The following is a 22835-nucleotide window of genomic DNA, read 5'->3' as shown; positions in this document are numbered from 1 at the left end:
GCTGAAGGTTGTCGAGCTGCGCTACCCAATCACTTCCACCAGTAAGGGGGTGCAGGTAATAGACATTAGTGCCCGTATCCTCCGGCACGGCAACCACAACCCCGATACGGTTAACGGCCGTATCAAGGGCGAGGTCTCCACGTTGAGGAGTCCACGCAGGGTCCGCATCTGCCGCAGCCAGATCTTGAGCTTTTGGGAGTCTACGTCGTCCCGTCATGCAGGTGACAGTAGAAGCGCCGCTGTCAGCGAATATGAATCAGGGGAATAACGCCTGGTCGTCCAGCTGAAATCGACTTGCCATCGCCCTCAGGCGCTGGCGCGTAGCGGCCCTTTCGGCATATACGATTTTTCGTAGCGTGGCCCGAGCAATGGGGTGATTACGGACCAATTGTGGTGCCAGCCGCTCGGCTTCCTCTAGTTCGGCAAGAGCTTTGGTGCGGTTTCCATCCCACAGCCAAGCGCGAGCCAGATCCATGCGGTGGTGCCCTTGACGGGAAGCGGGCAGAGTCGCCAGGTGCTCAGGGTCGGCGCTCGCGTTGAGTTGAAGGGCCTTGGTCTGGTCGCTCATTTCTAATGCCACACTAATTGCGTGGATTTGTACGTTTCCAGCACTAAATGTCAAAGAGTGCCGGTCATAGACTTCTGGTCCGCTATAGGCGGCTACCCGCTGGCTTGCCTGCTTGGCCATGACGAGACGGTGCTCAGCTTCGGAGGCATTGTTCGCCCGTGCTGCTGACACGGCTGCTCTCAGCTGCAGGGAGCCCCATAGGCGCAACGAGAGAGGTTCTCCTCGTTCATAACTGCCCTCCACGTTACGCAGTGCTTTGTCGGACAGAGCGATGGAATCGTCCCAGTCGGCGGTGGCCCACATGTCCCACACCCGCATCCAGTCGACGACGGCGGGCATCAGGGAGTCGCCGGAGAGCTGCGCAGACCATGAGGCACGCTCACAGGCCATGGCCACGAGCTCTGGGAGGCCGAGTACATGAGCGGCGGTATGGGCGAATTTGCAACACACTGTGTAGATAGCGAATGCTTCTTCTCGCTTGTGGCCATCAGCGGCTTCGGCCAGAGCGCGGCATTCCTGTAAGAGGTCAGGCAGGCTACGCAAGATGGCCACGTTCGCCGCTGCGTCTCTCAGCCGGTGAAGTCGCTTCATTGCTTGCCACAGGTCGTGGGATGAGCGGGGGGCGCCGTCAAAATCGGGGGTGAGGTCGTAGCGGCGCAGCTCCCGGAGAATCGATGCTGCCGATGCCCGCCATTCACTTTCGGAGGCTGAGCCCGTATACGGTCGCTCGATGAGATCGTTGGGATGACAGTGCAAGGCTTTTGCGATCTGGTTGATCAGCCCTGTCCGGTCCAGTTCGAGACGTCCAGATTCAACCTTGGACATCCACCCCTGCGTCTTACCTACGGCTGTGGCAAGGGTGGCCTGCCCCATCTTGAGACGAAGCCGCCGCCTCTTGATGCGCTGGCCAATGGCCTCCTGCTCTTCCAGCTCGTATGGCATATTCGACTCCGCCTCAGTTCGTGAAGTTCAGCCTCTAGCAGCACGGTACCCGCGTACCAGTACGCGGAGCCATGCGAACAAGCCGCTATACGGGTGCTTTCAGTGGCAGGTCCTCTTCGAGGAGCTGAATCCGCAGCGGGTTCGCGACGCACCTCTGCAGCGTGGTCCGGCGACCGGCCTCGTCGCACAGGACTCGCTCGATGGCGGGCCGATCAGTGATGACGGCGCGCCGGAAGCGGTGAACGACCGTGTCGCCTGCGGCGATGTTCAGAACGTGCGCGATGTCGGGTTCAGCGGTTTCCTGCCCGACGTCTGAGAGCACCATGAGGCCGGTGACGCCTGCGTGCTGGCAGGCTGCGCGTCATCGGACACGGACCCACCGGCCGGGCCCTCGTGAAACTGGTGGTCGAGCAGGCATGGATCTGGGGTACGAAGTGCCGTACCCGTATTGTCCGTTTTGAAATGCCCGATACCCCCGAGGCCTTCGACTCCGCTACGGGTTGATTCGTCCCGTGCGGCTGATGGCTGATCTTCCGACCGCGCTGGACATCGGCGAAGCGGTGTTTTTCGGGGAGTCATCCGAGAACGACGTCAAACAATCTTGAAATGACAAAGTCCTACTAGGTGGACCCCGGGGAACGGGAGGGCCTGCGCCAGTTGGTGAACCAGCGCAGCAGCCACTCCACGGGCCCGTAGCGGTGGCGGCGCAGCCACCACAGGCTCCAGACGGCCTGCGCGGCGAAGATGCCGACGCCGATCGACACGACACGGAACGGGCTGAGCTGGTCGACCAGGCTCAGCCCGTAACCGGTGAAGATCAACGAACTGATCAGCGACTGCCCCAGATAGTTCGTCAGCGCCAGCCTGCCGGGCGCCGCGAGCGCCCCGGCCAGGCGCGGCACCGCCGGGAGCAGGCGCAGCAGGGTGGCGGCGTAGGCAGCGGCCAGCAGCGGCGCGGTCACCAGGTTCACCGCCTGACCGACCATGTGGTACGCGTGCCCGCCGCCCGACCAGGTCGAGTGCGCGTAGACCAGCGCCCCGGCGAACCCGGCGGTGAACCCCGCCCACTGCAGCCGCCGCAGCGTGGCCGTGTGCCCGGACAGGTCGGTCAGCAGCCGCAGCTTGCCCACGGCCAGCCCGACCAGGCAGGCCGCCAGGACCGTGGGCCCCTGGAAGAAGACCCGCAGCACGAAGATCTTGGCGAGCTTGTGCAGGTGCTCATTGATGATCATGGACGCGGAGCCGTGCAGGGCCCGGTCCGACAGGGCGGCCTGCGCCGCGCTCTCCGACACGGCCTCCGAGGCGTCGGTGCCCAGCGTCGCCAGCACGGCCAGCAGCAGCACCCCCACGGCGAGCGCCACCGTCAGCGCGAGCGCGGCGATCACCGCGGTGCGCGGGGTGATCCGCCGCACCGCCAGCAGGACCAGCCCCACGATCGCGTACGTCGCCAGGATGTCACCGGGGAACAGCAGGATCCCGTGGGCCAGGCCGAGCAGGAACAGCCCTCCCAGGCGGCGCAGGAACCTGGGCGTGAACGCCGCCGCCGATTTGCGGGCCGAGTCGATCTGGAGGGTGAAGCTGTAGCCGAACAGGAAGGCGAACAGCAGATAGAACTTGTTCTCGAAGAGCACCGAGACGACCCAGCGCACCTCCCAGTCGAGCGGCGCGGAGAACGTCGGCGCCGCCAGCCCCGCCATCCGGTATCCCGAGGCGAGATAGGTGATGTTGACCACCACGATGCCGAACAGCGCGAAACCGCGTAGCGCGTCGACCGCCGCGATCCGCCGCCCTGTGGCCTCGGTGGAGGTCCCCGCCCGGCCGCGGGGCTCTCCTGCGAGCATCTGACCGTCCTTCGAGCAGCTTCGGGACGTGCGTCCCCCCGGCGAACGGTGCCCAGTATGGCGCGGCCCGGCCGCCCGCCGAGAGACTTTGTTCCTTATTGAAGCTGGTAGCCGATGACGACGAACCGCTCCGCGATCACCGCCACGGCCAGCACGAACGCGGGCACCGCGACGAACAGGATGCGCCTCCTCGTCCGGGTCGCCTGGTCGCGGCCCCGCAGGCGGACCACCTCGTAGCCGAACAGCGCGATCCACGTCAGGCCCAGCGCGGCCAGGCCGACCGGCGTCCACGGCGAGGTCGGGTCGCTGCCGCCGACCGGCACCCCCGGCTCGGGGATCTCGGCCCCCGCGGGGTAGGACCTCAGCGTGTAGACGGCCGCGTCCTCGCCGTTGAAGACCCGTTTGAGGTCCTTGCTGGCGTCGAGCGCGGTGCGGAACCTTGGTGCCCAGTCCTGCGGGAAGCCGTGGTTGAGCTGCAGGTACCCGGCCTGCCCCCGGGTGGCCACCAGGTAGGTGTTGGGCGGCGACAGCCGGAGCTTCTCGATCACCCAGCGGAGCTGGGCCGGGTCCTTCTCCACCAGCACCTGCTGGTAGGAGATCTTGTCGAAGTCGCGTTCGCCCCACGGGATGCTCGGGGTGACCTCCTCGCCGAGCAGCGGGACCAGGTACAGGACGCGGGCACTCGGCTTGTCGTGCTCGTAGACGTAGTGCATCGCCGCGACCTCGCTGGCGGAGACCCGCTCGAACTGCTCGTTGCCGTAGCGCGCGACCAGGAAGACCATCGCCAGCACCATGGCGCACCCGGCGGCCAGCAGCAGCGAGATCCGCCGCGTCAGCTCCGGGTTGAACCGGATGTTGCGCCTGCGGATCGGCACCGTCTCCTCCGGCGCGTCCTCGGTGCCCGCCGGGAGGTTCGGGAAGAAGGCGTACGCGGCCAGGATGCAGGCGCCGGGCAGCGCGAACAGGTAGATGCGCAGGCCGATCTCGCCGCCGTAGTTCTGCAGGCCGAGGGCGAGCACGGGGATGCACAGCAGCAGCAGGGCCGCGCGGTCGCCGACGCCGCGCCGCAGGCGGCGGAACAGCCCGGCGGCGGCCAGCACCAGGATGACGCCGCAGATGCCCAGGCGGGCCATCAGGACGAGCGCGTGCTTGGGATCGCTGCCGTCGATCCGGTCGCCGGTGTTGCTCTGCAGGTTCTCCAGGATCCGGCCCAGACCGCCGAAGAGCTGGTCGATGTGCCCGCTCCAGAAGGTGACCGTCTGGTAGCTGATCCACGCCAGCACCATCAGGCCCAGGAAGAAGGGCAGCCCCCAGCTGAGCGAGGAGCGCCTGAGCAGGATCAGCCCGGTCAGCGCGCCGAGCATCATGAACGGGGTGATCTGGTGCGAGGCGGTCGCGGTCGCGAACAGGCCGATCAGCACGATCAGCATGATGGCCCGGTCGTAGACGCCGGTGGAGTGGGGCAGCTCACCCGGCGTCAGCCCGTCCAGGTGGGCGAGCAGCCGCCGGATCGGCCCCTTGACCGGCATCGGCTTGTCGCGGGGCTCCACCTTGCCGAACCAGCGCAGCACGATCGCCACGAAGGCCAGGTAGATCGCGTACGTGAAGCCCTGGGAGGAGAAGTAGTCCTGGCCGATCCACTGCACGATGACGAACAGCAGGGCGGCGAACCAGCGGGCCCTGGTGGTGGCGACGACCTGGCGCAGGATGAGCACGAACGGCAGGAGGTACAGCAGGTTCGACAGCAGCGGCGTCCACCGCATGATCATCGTCAGGTCGGTGACCCCGGCGGCCTTGGTGACGAACGCCACCAGCGCGAAGAACCCCGGCCACGCCAGGCGGGCGTCGAGGATGGCGGAGGCCTCACCGGTGCGGTTGATGTACTCCACGAAGCCCGCGTGGACGTAGGCCGTGTGGAACCTGGCCTCGTCCTCGATCAGGGCCGCCGCCCCGTGCAGGGCGAAGGTGATCGCCGCGATCTGGAAGAGCAGCAGGAACTTGCGGTCGGTGTTCTGCGCGATCGTGACGAAGAACGCGACGAGCATCAGCAGGATCGCGGCGAACGCGGTCAGCGGCATGGCCGAGATCAGGCCCACACCGTCGATCTCGGTCAGGTCGACGCCCCGCAGCGGGCCCGGCGCCACGCGCAGGGCCAGCACGTACATGATCAGGCCCTCGACGGTGAGCAGCGGCGGCAGCCAGACCATGGCCGACCGCGTCACGGTCTGCAGGCGCGAGGGCTTGGCGGCGGGCGTCGCGGCGGGCGGTTCGGCGGTGGGCGTCGCGACCGGGGGCATGGCGCTGGTCGCCGGTGCGGCCTTCCCGGCTTTGCCCTTGCCCGTTTTCCTTTCCGTCCCGGAACCGGTCCCCGAGCTCCTCTGCGTGCCCTGTGGGGCCCGGTGGGCCTCTGGGGCCTCTGAGACCTCGGGGAGGGGCTTCGAGACTCCCAGGGGCTGCCTGGGAGTCTCGGTGAGCCCTTCCTTCGGCTCCACACCCGGAAGCCCCGAGGCCCTCGGGGAGTCCGGGGCCTCCGAGAAGTCGGAGTCCGGGGAGTCCAGGGGCTTCGAGGGGGCGGGAGGGGCCGTGACGGAGGACGCGGCCCGGCCGGGCAGGCGCATCTCCGTCGTCGTGTCGGCCCTGTCCTCGGCGTCCTCGGCGTCCTCGGGATCCTCAGGGTCCTCGGCGTCCTCGGGATCCTCCGGGGCTTCGGCGGGGGGCGAGGACACCGGGCGGAGGGGGAGCCTGATGACGGCCGTGACCTCGGGGTCGTCGCCGTGGAGGCCCTCATCCCGAGAGGCGCTCACGTCGTCGGTGCCGTCCTTGGAGACCGGTGGCGCGTCGGCGTCGGCGGCGCTATAGGCGCTATAGACGTCAGCGTCATCGTCGGCGTCCACGTTGTCGGCGGAGGCCGGTGACGTGTCGTCGTCACGAGGGTCGGCTCCCGGAGCCTCCTCGCCGTACGGACCCCCGCCGCCGGGCGCCCGGCGCTCAGAGGTCTCGTCGCCGGGAGTCTCGTCGTCCGGACTCCCGGCGCCGGAGGTCCCGCCGTACGGATTCCCGCCATACGGACTCCTGCCGTACGGACTTGCGCCGGGCGTCCTGCCCTCGGAGGTCTCGTCGCCCGGAGCGTCGCCGTCGGGGATCTCGCCGTCCGGGGTCTCGTCGGGAGCCTCGTCCTCGGGCGCCTCGAAGGGCGCCGTGCCGGTGGGCTCGCCGTCGGACCCGGCCGGGGTCCCGTCAGAAGGCGCGGGGTGGGTGGGATCGATCTCCCCGACCTCGGCAGTTTCCGCCGCCCCCGTCGTCGTCACGTCATTACCTGCCCGTTGCCTCACGTCTAACATCATGGCGGCTACGCGGACCGGGGTGTGACGAGCCGCCATGGATATCCGTCATGCCCGGGTGCTTCGCGTAGACCGGTGAAAAGCGCTACCTCGGCCGTGTTCCGGCCGGGCGGCCCCCTCCCGGCGCCTCCGTTCCCGAAGGAGGGAGGGCGCCGGACGGAGCGGGGACCGTCGATCTCACCGGGTCGGCCACGGGGGCGCGACCCGCCCCGCGGATCGCGCCGTCCCCGGGGCGTGCCCGGTCGTTCAGGCCTGGCCGCGTACCTTGCGCAGACCGTATCTCGTGCGCCTGACGACGGCGTACCCCTTCGTCAGCATCCGCTCCCGCATGTAGATCAGCGGGACCTGGTTTCCCTCGACCGCCCGGCTGAACATCTTCATCGACGTGCCCTCGGCGACGGTCAGGCGCGGCAGCGCGAGCACGTCGTGCCGGTCGGCGGCGATGGCGTTGTTCACCGCGCAGGCGGCCCAGTATCCGGCCTTCCTGACCTCGCGCCGCACGCGCACGCTGGAGTAGCCGTACGGGTACGCCATCGTCGAGACCAGGGAGCCGATCTTGTCCTCGAGCAGGGCCTTGTTGCGCCGCAGCTCCTGGCGGAGCTCGTCGTCGGGCAACTGGTCGAGCTGGGGGTGGCTGTGGCTGTGCCCGCCGATCTCCATGCCGCACGAGGCGGCCTCGCGGGCCTGGCTCCACGACAGCATCGTGTCGAGGGGCCTGCCCGCCGCGTCCTTGCCCGCGTCGCTGACCCACCCGCTGGTCAGGAAGACCGTCGCGGGGAACTCGTAGCGTTCGAGCAGGGGCAGCGCCTCGCTGTGGAAGTCGGCGTAGCCGTCGTCGAAGGTCACCACGACCGGCCGCTCCGGGATGGAACGGCCGTTGTTGTGCAGCGAGGCGACCAGGTCGGCCACCGTCAGCGGCGTGAAGCCGGTCTCCTTCAGGTAGGCCAGCTGCTCGGCGAAGTCCGAGGGCCGTACCGCCAGCGGCTTCGTCTCGGCGTTGGGCCGGTTGGAGACCGAGTGGTACATCAGGATCGGTACACGGATCATGACGAACGCACCCGCTTCAGCTTCAGCCGTACGGAACCGACGACGTATCCCCAGGTCGTCCAGGCCAGGCCGACGACGATCGCGCCCGCCCTGCCGAGGCCGGACGCGTCGCCCCGCAGCGCCTCGCCGACCCCGCGCAGCGCGCCCAGCGGCAGCGCCTTCATCGCGTGGGCCCGCTCGCTGGAGAGCCCGTCGCCCGCTCCCACGCTCTGCGCGACCAGCGCCTTGGACAGGCCCTCGGCGAAACAGCGCGAGCGGAAGTAGGCGAACGTCGCGCGTACGGGCGGCACCTTGTGGCCGATCACCGCGGCGGGTTCGAAGAGCATGCCCGACCCCGGCATCCGCTGTGAGAGCCGGATGCAGAACTCGGTCTCCTCGCAGCCCAGCGGGCGGGGCTTGCGCCCCTGCACGCTGCGCCCGATGCCGGTGTGGAACCCGCCGACACCGCCGATGGCCTCCCTGCGGAAGGCCGCGTTACCGCCCATGACGTTGCGGATCCGCGCCCGCTGCGTGGGCATACCGAGATAGCTGCACCCGATGGTCCAGTCGAACTCGTGGGGATACCAGCCGGGCCGTTGCCCGGTCGCGGTGCCCCACAGCGGCCTGGTCAGCCCGCCCACCCCCACGATGGTCGGGTCCTGGAAGCCCTCCTCCAGTGCTTCCAGCCAGCCAGGCTCCGCGACGGCGTCGTCGTCCAGATACGCCACGATGTCGCCGGAGGCGGTCGCCGCGCCGGTGTTCTTGCCACCGGACAGCCCCTTCTCCTGAGCGTTCTCCACCACGATCGCGCCGGGATACTCCTTCTTGAGCCTCAGGTGGAGATCCGGGTTGTAGTCAACGACCAGGATGATCTCGTGCGGCTCGCGCGTCTGGTTCTGGACCGACTCGACGGCTGCTCGGATGTCCTCCCAGCGGTCCTCGGTGTAGACGCAGATGACGACGCTGCTTCTCATGGCTACGCGGCACCCTGGTCGGCGGCCGGAGTGGCGGCGGCCGGCTCGTGAACGACGGGAGCCGGGTTGCTCCGCCACTCGCGGATGATGGTCTTCAGCACCCGGATGCCGTCGCGGACGGCGTGCAGGTTGCTCTCGCCGTGGATGCGGCAGCGCTCGTGGCTGGGAACCTCGTGCACCTTGAGCCCGGCCTTGGCGGCGCGGACGTTCATCAGGGTCTCGATCTCGAAGCCGTCGCAGTCGAGGTTGAGGACGTCCAGGTGGCGGGCCCAGAAGGCGTTGTAGCCGTAGCAGAGGTCGCTGTAGCTGGTGCCGTACATCCTGTTGACCAGCGCGGTCAGCGACTTGTTGCCGAACTTGCGGATGAACGTCAGGTCGTCGCTGCCGCCGCCGGACGCGTAGCGCGAGCCCTTGACGAAGTCGGCCCCGGTGACCAGCGCGCCCACGAACTGGATGATCTCGCGGCCGTCGGTGGAGCCGTCGGCGTCGATCATCACGATGATGTCGCCGGTGCAGGCGGCGAATCCGGCCGTCAGCGCGTTGCCCTTGCCCTTGCCCGTCTGGTGGACCACCCGGACGTTGGGACGCAGCCTCCTGGCCACGGCCACGGTGTCGTCCTTGGAGTTGCCGTCGACCAGGACGATCTCGTCGATCCACTGCGGCAGCGTCGCGAAGACGTGCGGGAGGTTCTCCGCCTCGTTCATGGCCGGTACGACGACGCTGACGGTGGGGGAGATCGCCATGTTGGGGGTGATGGGGGTGAACCGCTCGATGGGTGGCACCGCCCTCAGCGGTGGCTTCTTGTTGTTGTAGTGCTTGGTGATCTCGGGACTCATTGTGACGGATGTCCTTCCGGGCGGTCGGTCGTCAGGGGCGACTGGCGGACGGACCCGGTGCCATGGCCGGTCGGGACGACCGGCGGAAACGGCGAATGCGATGAGGGATGCATGCGAGGGTCCTGGCGGGTGGAGTGGCGATGAACGGGAGCGGTTAGCCCACTCCCCATGGTTCCTTGACGACCGGAGTGCCTGATTGGTTCTGCGCGGGGGAGCGCATACGGCCGAAACCCTTCAGCACACGGTCAGCAAGCCTGTACAAATTCGGGCGATCTGTGACGATCGTTCGTGCCTTGTTGACCGGGGTGCGGCCGATCCAGTGGACGGCGGCGGCCGGGGAGGGACGCGACACGCGGCCTTCCGCGACGAAGAGGTCACCGCTTTTCAACCAGCTCTTGTACTCGCGCCCGCCCTTGCCCATGTCGACCTGCTGCAGCCCGGAGTTCGCGGCGTGCTCGGCCATGTGCAGGTGGTGCATGATGCCGGGCGAGTAACGCGCGAACTCGGTGTCGTAGGCCGGGAACCAGCCCACCAGGGTCGTCGCCGTCCGGAGGCCGAAGTGACCGGCGACGGGCCTGTCCCCGGCGTAGACCATGGTCAGGACGCCCGCGAAGCTCTCGGACCTCTGCGCGTGCATCTCGTCGAGCAACTGGACGATCCACGGCTGGGCGAAACGGTCGACCCGGCCGGTCCTGCGGTACTGGTCGGACTTCCAGTTGGTGAGCGTGCGGAGGGTGCCGGGGTCGGGTGAGTACCACTCGAAGCGGATCTCGCCCTGCTCGCGGCCGAGCTTGCGCTCCTTGTAGCGGACCGTCTTGAGGTTCTTCGGCGAGTTGGCCTTGACCTGCTCGATGTAGGTCTCGAAGCCCACGCTGAGGTCCATCACCGGAGCCGGTCGCACGTCCGACTCGTACGGCGCGAACGTCGGCTGGCCGGGAACCAGGTGGTCGAAGTCGAAGACGGAGAGCTTGCAGGCGCGCAGGAGCGTCCGGACGTCCAGCTTGAGGCCGGAGACCGCGATCAGTCCGTGGCAGGTGGTCAGGAAACCGCCGAGAGGCTTGCCGATCCCGAAGTTGTGGCGCTCGTAGGGGAAGAACCCCACGATCTTGCCGCCGTCCTGGATGACCGCGACACGAACGTAGTCACGCAGCCGCCCCATGGCGAGGGTGAACTCCACGGAGAGGAAGGGGTTGTCCAGCGACGGGTCCGCCACCTGCAACTCCCGCCATCGGGAGATCTCGGGTTCCCCGAGGTCTCCCGGGCGAACGATGACGATGTTCACCTTGACCTGGCCCCCTGTTCGGTCTGCAAGCTCCCGCTCCCCCGATACAACACGCGTAATACGTATATGAAGCCGCCGAGCACCGCGATGGTCGCGACTCCGGCGCGGGGCGACCATGCGTCAAAAGTAAGCATGGCAGCGGCCAGGAGAACGTTTACGACCAGGCTCGCCGCTGCACCCACTGATAGTGCCGCAAGCGGGTCACGATCACGCAACAGTCCTACCACCGCGGCGCCGGGAACTACCAACAGGAACAGGGGCGTAAGGATCAAGCGTAACGGAGTGTCGATGTCGGCTAAGGCGATCACGGCCCCCGCGACGCACGCGAAGGTGAGCGCCCACCTGAGCACCCTGCGGTTGATCGACATCTCCGAGCTCCTGGTTGGTAATGATGTGACTGATCGCGCTCTTCATGTGACCAATCACTCAGCATGGACGTCAATGCCGACGCTCGGCACCAGTCCATGGTTTACCGGATCTCTGAGAGAAGTCTCGGTGTTAGGTAAAACGAGATGCGGGATTCAGCCCGTCGCCCCCTCGGAGCTCGCCCCGGCGGAGGGGGTCGGAGTCGGCTCGGGGGCCGGGTCGTCCGGGGGCGCGGAGGCGTCGGGGTCAGGACTTTCCCACGAAATCGCGCATCCGGCGTTACCCCCGGCGGACTTGAACGCGACCCGTCCCGTGCCGCTCTCCGACGGGTCCTTGGCAGTGACCCAAATCACGCTTCTCGTGCCCGCCTTCAACCGCCCCTGCGCGGGGTGCACGTCGAGCCCGCCGGAGGTGGTCGCCGACCACGAGACCGTGGCGCCGCGGGCCGCGAGCCGGATCTGCCCGGCGCCCTCCCCGATGTCGCCCGGACACGAGACGCTCAGCCGCCCGGCCGCGGGCGGCGTGGTGGCGGTACGGGTGGGGCGGGGCCGTCCGGCCGTGGGGGCGCGGCTCGGTGCCGGTCGCGTCGCGGTGGCGGTGGGGACGGCGGGAACGGGCGTCTCGGCCCTCCGGCTTCTCCTCGGTGTGGGTGTCGGCGCGGCCTCCGCCTCCGGGTCCTCCAGCATGGGGTCGGGCTCGGGGCCGGGGCCGGGCTCCAGCGTGATCAGCGCGGGTTCCGCTCCCGGCGCGGTCCGGGGGTCCCTCAACGCCCCTCCGGCCAGGTCCTGCCCGCCCACCACGACGACCGCCCCGGTGGCGGCCAGCACGCACACCGCCGCGAGCAGCACCGGCCCCCTGCGCCCGCGCTGCCTCCGCCGCTGCGCGGGCGGCGTCTCCGCGCCCCGCCTCCCCCCGCCCGGGAGCGGCGTACGCCGGGTCTCGGTCTTCCCCGCCGACGACGCACGCCCCGCCCCGGGGCTTCCCGCCGGTGGCGTACGCCGGTCCTCGGGGCTTCCCGCGGACGATGGAGCCTCCGCCGGTGGCGCGTTCCAGAGCGCGGTGCCACCGTCCGGCGGGGTGCGCCGGGACGCGTCGTCCGACGGCCATGACGCGTGCCACGCCTGGTCGTCCGAGGACTGTGCCGCGCGCCACGCCTGGTCGTCCGAGGACTGTGCCACGCGCCACGCCTCGCCGTCCGAGGATGGCGTCGCCTGCCATGCCCGGTCGTCAGAGGGTGGTGTCGCGTGCCACGCCTCGCCGCCCGCGGGTGGTGTCGTGCGCCACGTCTCACCCTCCGCGGGACGCGCCGGTCGGGCATCGTCCTCCGGGGACGGCGCGGGCCAGGCTCCGGTGTCCACCGGCGACGCCATCTGCCACGCCCGGTCGTCCGAGGGGGGTGCCGGCCAGGCTTCGGCGTTCTCGGTCGGTGTCGGCCACGCCTCGGCGCTCACCGGCGGGGCCGGCCAGGCGTCGACGTCCACGGGGGGCGGCGTGTGCAGCACCTCGCCGTCCGCCGGTCGTGCCGCGTGCCGGGTCCCGGTGTCCGCCCACGGTGCCGCGCGGCCGGGCTCGCCGTCCGTGGGCGACGCCATCACGTACCGGGGCGCCGTCCCGCCCTCCGCGCGGCGCGGCGCGCTCTCCGGGAAGCGTGTCCCGGTCTCCGCGTACCCCGCCGGGCCTTCCTCGTACCGGGCCTCCGTCCCGGCAGGCCACGCCCTCGCGTCCGAGGGGGGTGCCGCGTGCCGGGAGCGGGTGCCCGCGGGCGGTGTGGACTCCCCGCCCCTGGAGTCGCCCTCGTCGCGCGCCCGCCTGCCGCCCCTCTTGCCGCCCCACCGGCGGCCTCCCGTACGCCGTTCGGGCACCGTGGGGAAACCGGCCTTGTCGAAGCCGTTCCCGGCGACGACGGCGGCGCGCTCCTCGCGCAGTTCCGGGTTCACGCAGGTCTCGATCACCCGGCGGCGCAGGGAGAGCGGCGGGTAGGCCAGGGGGAGCAGGTCCAGCAGCCGCCCGGCCGAGACGTGCCGGTCCCTGCGCTCGACGCAGACCTCGCAGCGGCCGATGTGAGCCGACAGCCGCCTGCGCAGCATCGTGGTGAGGGGGCCCTCCCACGAGTCCACCATCGCCGACAGGTCGGGACAGTGCGCCCGGCCGACCTTGGCGAGCACCACGGCCGCGGCCGCGTTCTCCAGGTGGTCGCGGGCCCGGCCGAGCCTCGCCGCGACCTGGCGGGAGGTCAGCCCCAGCACCGCGCCGACCTCGCCGCTCGCGAGGTCATGGCGGAGCGACAGTTCGAGTACCTCGCGCTCCTGCCCGCTCAGCTCCGCCATCGCCTCGTGGACCAGGGCCGCCAGCTCCCGCTCGCCCGGGTCGTCGTGGATGTCGGGCGGCGGCTCCGATCCCCGCGAGCCGCGCTCCCCGTCCGCGCACCGGGTCCGTACGAGCGCGTACAGCCACGCGCGCAGGCGGCCGGGCTCACGCAGGCGGTCCACGCTGCCCTGGGCCGTTACCAGGGCGTCGTGGACGGCACCGGCGGCGGCCTCACGGTCGCCCAGCAGCGAGTGGGCGTAGTCGTTGAGACGTTCGGCATAGGAGTCGTAGAGGCTCGCGGGTGCCGTTGTGTCGGCACGCCGCAGCGCCTCAACGAGTTGTTGATCGTCGGTTCGGCCGACGGTCGGCCATCCGGGCACGGACATTCCTCCCCCGCGAGACGGGCTCGTTCACGGGTTTCACCACTCACCCGTTCCAGGCCACACGCGTAGGACGTCACCTCCCGGCAACCGGTTGACCAAAGGGGTCGATATCATGCCGATACGGTATGACCTGGGAAAACTGATACGGCTGGTACCAATGTGGCACCAGCCGTACAGGATGAAAGTGATGCGGGAGAGTCAGCAGTTGGGCGCGCAGAGCCGGCGCTTCATGCCCTCCAGGAAGAACTTCCTGACCTCCAGGATGTCCTTGGCGATGTACGCGTCACCGGCGGTCGCCTTGGCGAGGGCGTCCATCTGGCGCTTGCCCTTGGGGGCGTCGGGGCCGAAGGCGATGATCAGGACGCTGACCGGCTTCTCCGGGTCGAACTGGTCCCTGAGCCGCTTCAGGATCTGCTGGTTGCTGATCCCGCCGTCGGGGTCGTCGTTACCGGCCCCGTCGGTGAGGATCAGCACCGTGTTGATCTTGTCGCTCTGGTACTCGTCGGTCATCTGCTTGTAGGCGGCGGCGAGGGTGTCGTTGAGCCCGGTGTCGCCGGTCGTCCTGGCCCGGGTCGTGACCAGCCTCTGGTTGAGCGCGTCCCTGCGCAGGACGCCGTTGATCTCCTGGGTGAGCGGTCCCACCGGAATCGTCTCGCGGTAGTCGACCCCCCGGCCGTTGAGATGGGTGGAGAACTCCCACAGCCCCAGCTCACTCTTGACGGGGAAGAGCTTCATGCCCTCGACGGCGATCCTGGTGATCGCCTGCATCCGGGTCAGGCCGGTGCCCGGCACGGGACGGGCCATGGTCCCCGAGACGTCCAGCAGGGTGAGGAGCCTCGAACCGAGCTTGATCCGGGACCAGGTCTGGGCCATCCTCGCGACGGTCTTGTCGTCGGGCGGCTCGATCACCTGCGGAGCCTTGGCCTGGAAGCCCGCGGAGCCGGAGATCGCCTTGCCGCCCTTGCCGTCCGGGGTGCGGAACCCCTGGTCCTGCAGCGTCTTCCTGGACGCCTCGCTGCCGAGCTCCTTCTGGAACGCCTCGGCGGCCTTGCGGACGGAGGCGTCCCCGGCGGTGACCACCACCGGGTAGTCGAGGTTGATGGTCCCCTCGGCCGGATAGAGCGGCACGGCCGGAACCTCGGGCTTCTTGACCTTGTTGAACGCCCAGACGCCCTGCTCCGAGGAGATGCCCAGGGGGGCCTTGCTGCCCTGGACGCCGAGGCTGGACAGCAGCGCGTCCTGGTCGCGGACCGTCGACGTCGATCCCGACAGGCTCTTCAGCGCGCCGACCAGCTGCTCCTCGCCCGCCCCCGAGGCCGTGGCCACTCCGGCGGCGGCCAGGAGCGCGCCGAGCCCGGCGGCGTTGAGCGAGGGGTCCAGCACGAGCACGCGCACCTTGCGGCCGGGGCCGTCCACGTTGGCCACGTTGGCGGCGTTGATCATGCCGCCCCAGCTGGCCTCGCCGAAGCTCTTCTTCAGGTTCGGCACCACCGAGCCCGAGGCGACCATGACGATGGGGGAGTGGGCGATGGACGCGCCCGCCTCGGGGATCTCCTGGTTCCTCGCCCGCAGGTTCGTCACCCACAGCTTCGAGTCGGGGACCCACATGTCCATCGCGACGGCCTTGCCGCCGCTGAAGGAGGAGGCCACGGCCGCCGAGGCGCCCTTGGTCACCGTGACCGCGGCGCACCTGCCGTCGACGTCGTGGGCCGCCTTGTTGAAGCGCTCGGCGATCTGGGACAGGGCGGGCTGGATGTCCGGGGAGGCGGTGATCCGCAGCGGGAGCGCCTCGCCCGCGCACCCACCGGCGGGGTCGCGGTCGCGGTTGATGACCACGAACGCGGCGACGCCGAGCAGCACCGCGAGGGCGACGGACCCGGCCAGCGGGACCAGCACCTTGCCGCGCCCCCCGCGCCTGCGCCTCGGCTGCGGTTCCTTGTACGGGGTGTAGCCGTCCTCGAGTTCATCCGTCCGGTGACGTCCGCCCACGATGTCCTCTTTGGTGTCGATGTCTGGAGCTAGCGGGTCACCCTACCGGGAGGTCGTCCGCAATATTCAGGGAACCGTACTTGGAATGATTACTGGGGCAAAAAACACATTTTGGTACAGCTGTTACCGTATGTATTGATCATTGAACCCTGTGTCCGTGAGGACGCCCGGTGGTCGGCGGCGGCGGGGATCACCTGGTCAGGTGTCGGAAACGCCGGAAGATCCGCGACGGGGAAACGGATGATCGATGACCGGGAGGAATGGACGCCCGGCGCGGGAAAACAGACGACCAACGACCGGGACGAATGACCGGCGCCGGGAAACGGGCGATCAGTGGCAGCAGGAATGTCCGCGCCACGCCCTGAGGCCCTCGCGTGCCGCCACCGCCGCCAGCAGGACCGCCATGGCGGGATCGAGCCACCACCACCCGGCGGGGTTCAGCGCGAGCCCGGCCAGCACCCCCGCCGCGAGCAGGGCACACATGAGGTTCTGCGTTCCCTCCCCTGCGGTCGCCGCGGAGTGCAGCCGGACGCCCAGTCGCCGCTTGGCCATCCCCAGGAACGGCATGCCGACCACGCTGGCCGCCGTCACCACGATCCCGAGCACGCTCGGCACGGCCCGGTGACCGGCGTCCAGGTCGTGCGCCACGTGCAGCACCAGGTAGGGGGCGAGGATCCAGAAGCTGATCGCCACGGCCTTGCGGGCCCGTTCCTCCGCGTGCGCGGAACCGGTCCTCGTACCGGTGAACCGCCAGACCACGATCAGGCTGGCCGCCGCCTCCACCAGGGCCGACGCGCCCCAGCCGATGAGGGCGACCGAGTGCGCCCCCAGACCGGCGGCGATGCCGAGCACGCTCTCGGCGCCCAGCCAGACCAGGGTGGCCAGGGAGAGCGCGCGAGCCCTGCGGGCGTCACGCAGCCACTCGGCGCTCGGCGGCGCCAGCACGATCTGGTCGGTCACGACGGCCTCCGGTACCCGCTCGACGGCGCTCGGTAATTTATACGTCACAGAGTGTCGAAGGGCGGGGAAGCGGCAAAACTCCTCACGGCGACGGCGGCGCGCCTCTCGCACGGTGTGTCCTGCGCGACGTGCCTCCCGTGTGACGCGCCTGACACGCCTCTCGTACGGCGGCATGCCGGACGGCGAGGAGGGGCCACGGGGCGTCGCGGGAGAACGGCGGGGTTTCGCGGGCCGGTGAAAGCCCGCTGCCGGGAGGCGGCCATGCCGCAAGATGGATCCTGTCCAGCAGATCGTCGGAGGGAAATCCGTGCCGTTCACGCCCAGTCATGTCGCGGCCGTGCTGCCGCTGATCTCCTCGGAGCGGACGCGCCGGTTCCTCGACCCCTGGGCCCTCGCCCTGGGCGCCATGGTGCCCGACCTGCCGATCTTCTTTCCCTTCCTGCCCGACTACATGATCTGGCACTCCCTCGAAGGCGTCCTCACGCTCGACCCGTTCGCCGTCGTGGTGCTGCTCGCCGTCTTCCACCTGATGCTCCGCGACCCGCTGACCGCGCTCCTGCCCCCCGCCCTCGCCGGGCGCGCCGCCTCGCTGACCCCGGGCATGTACGGGCTGCGGCGGCTGCCCGCCGTGATCGCCGGAGGTGTCGTGGGCGCCCTCACCCACAAGGTCTGGGACTCCTTCACCCACTCCTACAGCTCGGCCCTGTGGGGCTGGAGCTGGCTGGACACCCGGGTGGCGGGAGTGGTCCCCCTGTTTCGCCTGCTGCAGTACACCTCCACCGTGGTCGGCCTGGCGATCGTCCTCTGGTGGGCCTGGCGCGGACTGACCCGGATGGAGCCGCGGCCGGTGCCGGAACGGCTGCTCCTCCCCGCCCGGGGACGCGTGGCCGTGCTCCTGGCCACCGCCGTGTCGATCCCGCTGGGCGCGGTCGCCTGGTCCCTGGCCTTCCCCCCGGGCAGCACCGCCGAGCTCGTGACGAGGCTGGGCGCGGGGGTGGTCGTCGGCTGCTCCGCCCTGCTGCTCGTCTACGCGCTGATATGGCAGCTCAGGCGGGTCATGGCAGTATTCCAGGGTGCCTGAAGCCATCGACCCCCACCTGGCCGACTACGCCAACCTGCGCGACGTCGAGCTACGCAAGAGCATGGAGGCCGAACACGGTCTCTTCATCGCCGAGGGGGAGAAGGTCATCCGCCGCGCCGTCGCGGCGGGCTACCCCGTGCGCTCCGTCCTCCTCACCCCCCGCTGGGCCGGACCCCTCGCCGACCTCCTCGGCCCGCTCGGCGACCGGGTCCACATCGTGGACGACGCCGTCGTGGAGGAGATCACCGGCTTCCAGGTCCACCGAGGCGCCCTCGCCGCCATGGAACGCCTCCCCCTTCCCGGGGTGGAGGATCTCCTGTCCGGCAGGGCCGCTCCCGGCGATGGAAGGCACCCCGCCCAGGTGGGGCCCGATCCCGAGACCGCCGAATTCACGGCGCGTTCCTCGCGCGGTTCCGCGACGGGTTCCGCCCGCGAGGACGTCGAGCCCGTGGCACGGACCGGCTCACCGCCCCGGCGCATCCTGGTCCTCGAAGACCTCGTCGACCACGGCAACGTCGGCGCCATCTTCCGCTGCGCCGCGGCCCTGGGCGTGGAGGCGGTGATCCTCTCACCGCGCTGCGCCGACCCTCTCTACCGGCGCTCGGTGAAGGTGTCCATGGGCGCGGTCTTCGCGATCCCGTACGCGCGGATGACCGACTGGTACGCGGGCCTGGCCGAACTGCGCGCGGCGGGTTTTCAGACGCTGGCCCTCACCCCGGACCAGTCCGTCACACCTATGGACAAGGTCACCATGGCCGACCGGGTGGCCCTGCTGCTCGGCTCGGAGGGGGACGGCCTCTCCTCCCGCTGGCTGCGCGAGGCCGACGAAGCGGTCTGCATCCCGATGAGCCCGGCCGCGATGGCGTCGGGCGTGGACTCGCTCAATGTCGTGGCCGCCGCCGCCATCGCCTGCCACGGCCTCATGCGCGCGAGCTGAACTCCTACGGCAGGGCGGATCCCGGCGCCGTGGGGCGTCGTGCCTCCACCTCGATCTCGATTCTCATGCGGGGGTCGGCGAGGCCGCACACGAGCATCGTCGCGGCCGGGCGGACCTCGCCGAAGTGGCGGCGCAGGGTCGGCCAGCAGGGCTCGAAGTCCTCGCGGTCGGGCAGCATGTACCGAACCCGGACGACGTCGGCGAACGAGCAGCCCGCCTTGGACAGTGCCTCTCCGATGTTGCGCAGGCACTGCTCGGCCTGCTCGACCACGTCGTCGGAGATCGTCATGGTCGCGTAGTCGTAGCCGGTCGTCCCGGACACGTGGACCCGGTCGCCGTCGACCACCGCCCGCGCGTATCCGATCCGCTCCTCGAAGGTCGAACCGCTCAGGATCGCGAACCGCTCAGTCATGCGGAAACCGTAGCAACCAGCGTCGGCGTACGGTCGTCCCGCGCCCGCGCCCGCGCCTCAGCGGGCGCGGAACGACCGTGAGGTGTCAGGACCGAGGCAGGGAGAGGAGATAGTCCGGCCAGTTGCCGTGGTGGCTGATGTCGGGGGCGTCCCGGGTGGCGTACGCCTCGCAGAGGAAGCCGTGCACCGCGCGGCCGTCGGCGAGGTGGATCGTGCCGAGGCCGAGGGGCGGGGTGGTCTGCGTCAGGAGGACGCCGAGTGCCGAGGCGCTCAGGTCGTACAGTTCCACCTCCACCGGGACCCCGCCGGAGGCGGTGCGGACCAGGCCGGGGCGCGGCAGGCCGTCGCCGTCGAGGGCGTAGAGGCGGTAGAGGGGGGCGGTGAGGGCGGTTCCCAGACCGGTGACCCCCAGGGAGACGAGCCGGTCGTGCAGGGGCTGGCCCGAACGGTGGGCGCCGACCACGGCGAGCACCGTTCGCGCCTCGGTGGGGTGGGCAAGGGGCGTGGCCGTCGCCGGTCGAGCCTCTGGGATGTGTACGGCCGCCGGTCGCGGGTCCGGGGCGGGGATCGCGGGGCCGCCGGTCAGGGTGTGGAAGGTGGCGCCGAGAGCGGCGAGGAGTTCGTCGGAGCCCGCCGGGCCCAGGAAGGTGACGCCGTGGGGGCGGCCGGTGGTCGTCGTTCCCGCGGGTACGGAGACTCCGGCCAGGTCGAGGAGGTTGGTGAAGGTCGTGTAGTGGCCGAGGATCGCGTTGCGTTCGATCGGGCTTTCGAGCATCTCCGCGACGGTGAAGGTGGTGGGCACGGTCGGGACCGCGAGGACGTCCATCGAGGCCCACGCCTCCCGGGTCTCCGCGTCCAGCGCGCGCAGGCGGTAGAGCCCCTCGAAGGCGTCCACGGCGCTGAGCGCGCCGCCGCCGGACAGCACCTTCAGGGTGACCGGGTGGACCTCGCCGGGGTTGCGGGCGACGAAGTCGCCGACCGCGGCGAGCCGCTCGGCGAGCCACGGCCCCTCGTACAGCAGCCGTCCTGCGGCCAGGAACGGGTCGAGGTCGACGGGGACGAGCCGGTGACCGAGGCCGGTGAGCCGTTCCGCCGCCTCCGCGAAGGCCGCCCCGGCGGCGGTGTCGCCGAAGAACTCCGGCTCGCGCGGCACCCCGATCCGCAGGGGGTACGCGGAGGGCGGCACAGGACCGGGGACGGGCAGCGGGCGTGACCAGGGGTCGGCGGGCTCGAAGGCGGCGATGACCGACAGGACGGCCAGGCCGTCGGCGGCCGAGCGGGCGAAGACACTCGGGCAGTCCAGCGACGCGCACGCGGGCACCACGCCGAGCGTGCTGACGAGGCCCCGGCTCGGCTTGACCCCGACGGTGCCGGTGAGCGCGGCGGGTACCCGGCCCGACCCGGCCGTGTCGGTGCCGATGGCGAACGAGACCAGGTCCGCGGCCACCGCCACCGCGGAGCCCGAGCTGGACCCGCCGGAGATCAGGCCCGGTACCAGCGGAGACTCGCACGCGCCGTACGGGCTGCGGGTGCCCGACAGCCCGGTGGCGAACTGGTCCAGGTTGGTCTTGCCGACGAGGAGGGCACCCGCCGCGAGCAGCCGCTCCACCAGCGGCGCACCGCGTTCCGGGACGTAGGAGTAGGCCGGGCAGGCCGCGGTGGTGGGCAGCCCGGCCACGTCCACGTTGTCCTTGACCGCGAACGGGACGCCGTAGAGCGGCGGGCGGGCGTCCGGGTCGGGCCAGCGGCGGGCCAGCTCGGCCGCGTCGCCGAGCAGGTCCGCCGCCGGGCGCAGGGTGATCCACACGTGGTTGTCACCCCGCGCCGCGATCCGGGCGAGCACCTCCCCGGCGACGTCGGCGGGGCTGGCCGCCCCGGAGCGGTAGAGCTCGGAGAGGCTCTCCAGGTCCAGGCGGAGCGGGGTGGGCATGCTGTCCGGATCAGGCGGAGTGCGCATGTGCCTTTCCTGTGTGTACGTGGTTCCCGGTGGTATCGCTCACGAGGTGGCGACCGGTCTCGCGGCCGTCGGCTCGGATTCGTCGACGGCGACCGCCGTCTCGTCCGACGGCTTGGGCTTGAGGAAGACGAAGGCGAGCAGGATCAGCCCCGCGAAGAGGTATCCCAGGGAGACCTGGCCGTTGGCGTTCCACTCGACCCGTTCGCCGTGGATCAGGCCGATGAAGGCCAGGGCCGCGCCGACGAACGCGTACCCGGCGGCCCACAGGAACGACCGGTCGATGATGAAGGCCGTGATCGAGCCGAGCACCAGACCGGCGAGCACGGCACCCCCGCCGAGCAGGGCCGTTCCCTCGTAGACCGTCCCGCTCTGCGCGATCGTGCCGTACCCGACCTCCCGCGCGCTGGTGCCCGCGGCGGCGAGCGCGTTGTCCATGTAGCCCTGCGCCCAGGAGGCGATGTTGGGGATGATCGCGATCACCACGGCCACCGCGTGCGCCTTCGGCACCGACTGGAAGGCCTGGGCGCCGATGAGCAGCCCGATGTAGAGCAGGATCGGTACGATCGCGGGCGCCGGAAGCACCGCGCCGAGCAGCGCGAACATGCCGAGGAAGCAGAACAGCGCGATGACGACGCCGCTCGCCATCGAGTAGCTCGTCCGGCCGCCCGCGGACTTCCACCCCGGGTGGCCGATGTAGACGGCGGGCGGGAACGGCGAGCCCAGCATCGAGCCGACCACCGCGCCCGCGCCGTCGGCCAGGAGCACCGAGCGCAGGTTGTACGAGTCACCCGCGGCGGCGGCGCTCTCCACGTTGCTCATGCCCTCGGTGAAGTTGTAGATGCCCAGCGGGATGGCGGTGGCCAGCAGCGGCGAGACCTGGCCGAGCCCTTCGAGGAGGCGGTCGACGTTCAGCGACGGCAGGCTCACCGCGATGTTCTCGGCGGCGGCGCCCACGTCGGCGGGGTTCATGTAGCCGCCGATCCAGGCGATCGCGGTACCGGCCAGGAGCGCGGCGAGCCCGACGGGGATGTTGCCCGGCAGCCTCAGGTCGGTGAAGAAGCCGACCATGATGATCACCAGTACCGGCAGCGCGATCCAGGCCGCCTCCCACATCTGCGCGGCGGGCCGCATCGAGATGAAGGCGATCGAGATGCCCGCCAGGGTGCCGAGCATCGCCGCCCTGGGGGTGAACCGGCGGATGTACGGGCCCACGAAGGCGCCGATCAGCACGATGACGCCGATGATGAAGCACCAGGCCAGCCCCGCCACCCACGCCTGCAGGGGGTTCTTGGTCGCCAGGTAGGTCGGCAGCATGATCACGAACACGACGATGAACATGTGCGGGACGCTGGGGCCGTACGGCATCGCGCACACGTCGGTGCGGTTCTCCCGGCGGGCCAGCCGCCGGGCGAGGTAGGTGTAGTACACGTTGCCGATCAGGAGCTGGATGCCCATCGCCGGGAGGATGACGCCGAAGACGTCGGAGCCTGGCAGGTGGACGACCCCGAGGCAGAGGCCGCTCAGCACCAGCACGTTGACCATCACGTTGAAGCCGAGGCCGAAGAAGGCGTTGGTGTCCCCGCCGACCCACCAGGGGAGCTTGAGTTTGCCGGGGCCGGTTGTCGTGGTCATC

General features: G+C 70.2%; 16 protein-coding genes. 2 read left to right on the top strand and 14 right to left on the bottom strand.

What is annotated here, in order from left to right; translation table 11 throughout:
* Positions 1-256 precede the first annotated feature (256 nt).
* The 11 genes from ACW9TB_RS04630 to ACW9TB_RS04580 form a co-directional block, all read right to left on the bottom strand.
* Positions 257-1510, bottom strand: a complete 1254-nt coding sequence (locus ACW9TB_RS04630; RefSeq protein WP_472746658.1) for a helix-turn-helix domain-containing protein — start codon at positions 1508-1510, stop codon at positions 257-259.
* 85 nt (positions 1511-1595) lie between these two features.
* Positions 1596-1835: a hypothetical protein gene (locus tag ACW9TB_RS04625; RefSeq protein WP_472746657.1), complete on the bottom strand. Its 240-nt coding sequence runs from the start codon at positions 1833-1835 to the stop codon at positions 1596-1598.
* A 295-nt stretch (positions 1836-2130) separates the two neighbouring features.
* Positions 2131-3351 (bottom strand): DUF418 domain-containing protein, encoded by a 1221-nt coding sequence (locus ACW9TB_RS04620; protein ID WP_472746656.1) that lies wholly within the window; start codon positions 3349-3351, stop codon positions 2131-2133.
* 95 nt (positions 3352-3446) lie between these two features.
* Positions 3447-6659, bottom strand: a complete 3213-nt coding sequence (locus ACW9TB_RS04615) for a hypothetical protein (RefSeq protein WP_472746655.1) — start codon at positions 6657-6659, stop codon at positions 3447-3449.
* A gap of 279 nt (positions 6660-6938) precedes the next feature.
* Positions 6939-7739, bottom strand: coding sequence for a polysaccharide deacetylase family protein (locus ACW9TB_RS04610; protein ID WP_472746654.1), 801 nt, complete (start codon positions 7737-7739; stop codon positions 6939-6941).
* The gene (locus ACW9TB_RS04605) at positions 7736-8692 is read right to left on the bottom strand and encodes a glycosyltransferase family 2 protein (RefSeq protein ID WP_472746653.1); all 957 of its coding nucleotides are present in this window, start codon (positions 8690-8692) and stop codon (positions 7736-7738) included. Before ACW9TB_RS04605 ends, ACW9TB_RS04610 begins: the two co-directional genes overlap by 4 nt.
* A 2-nt stretch (positions 8693-8694) precedes the next feature.
* Positions 8695-9528, bottom strand: coding sequence for a glycosyltransferase family 2 protein (locus tag ACW9TB_RS04600; RefSeq protein WP_472746652.1), 834 nt, complete (start codon positions 9526-9528; stop codon positions 8695-8697).
* A 154-nt stretch (positions 9529-9682) separates the two neighbouring features.
* Complete coding sequence (locus tag ACW9TB_RS04595) at positions 9683-10810, bottom strand: GNAT family N-acetyltransferase (protein ID WP_472746651.1); 1128 nt, start codon at positions 10808-10810, stop codon at positions 9683-9685.
* Between the two features lie 521 nt (positions 10811-11331).
* Positions 11332-13863, bottom strand: coding sequence for an RNA polymerase sigma factor (locus tag ACW9TB_RS04590; RefSeq protein ID WP_472746650.1), 2532 nt, complete (start codon positions 13861-13863; stop codon positions 11332-11334).
* Between the two features lie 201 nt (positions 13864-14064).
* Positions 14065-15855 (bottom strand): substrate-binding and VWA domain-containing protein, encoded by a 1791-nt coding sequence (locus ACW9TB_RS04585; protein ID WP_472746649.1) that lies wholly within the window; start codon positions 15853-15855, stop codon positions 14065-14067.
* A gap of 330 nt (positions 15856-16185) precedes the next feature.
* Positions 16186-16815 carry a cation diffusion facilitator family transporter gene (locus ACW9TB_RS04580; RefSeq protein WP_472746648.1) on the bottom strand — a complete coding sequence of 210 codons (630 nt, stop codon included), beginning with the start codon at positions 16813-16815 and terminating at the stop codon, positions 16186-16188.
* 307 nt (positions 16816-17122) lie between these two features.
* On the opposite strand from ACW9TB_RS04580, the gene ACW9TB_RS04575 reads away from it, so the two are divergent.
* The gene (locus ACW9TB_RS04575) at positions 17123-17896 is read left to right on the top strand and encodes a DUF4184 family protein (protein ID WP_472746647.1); all 774 of its coding nucleotides are present in this window, start codon (positions 17123-17125) and stop codon (positions 17894-17896) included.
* Positions 17889-18833, top strand: coding sequence for a TrmH family RNA methyltransferase (locus ACW9TB_RS04570; protein ID WP_472746646.1), 945 nt, complete (start codon positions 17889-17891; stop codon positions 18831-18833). Before ACW9TB_RS04575 ends, ACW9TB_RS04570 begins: the two co-directional genes overlap by 8 nt.
* 4 nt (positions 18834-18837) lie before the next feature.
* On the opposite strand, the gene ACW9TB_RS04565 is transcribed toward ACW9TB_RS04570, so the two are convergent.
* The 3 genes from ACW9TB_RS04565 to ACW9TB_RS04555 all read right to left on the bottom strand — a co-directional run bounded on the left by ACW9TB_RS04565 (position 18838) and on the right by ACW9TB_RS04555 (position 22834).
* Positions 18838-19245: a RidA family protein gene (locus ACW9TB_RS04565; RefSeq protein ID WP_472746645.1), complete on the bottom strand. Its 408-nt coding sequence runs from the start codon at positions 19243-19245 to the stop codon at positions 18838-18840.
* A gap of 85 nt (positions 19246-19330) precedes the next feature.
* Positions 19331-21202, bottom strand: a complete 1872-nt coding sequence (gene atzF, locus ACW9TB_RS04560; protein WP_472746644.1) for an allophanate hydrolase — start codon at positions 21200-21202, stop codon at positions 19331-19333.
* 39 nt (positions 21203-21241) lie between these two features.
* The gene (locus ACW9TB_RS04555) at positions 21242-22834 is read right to left on the bottom strand and encodes a SulP family inorganic anion transporter (RefSeq protein WP_472746643.1); all 1593 of its coding nucleotides are present in this window, start codon (positions 22832-22834) and stop codon (positions 21242-21244) included.
* Position 22835: the final 1 nt, after the last annotated feature.

The sequence above is a fragment of the Streptosporangium sp. H13245 genome (assembly GCF_055690525.1).
This window is presented reverse-complemented; position numbering and strand designations above follow the sequence as displayed.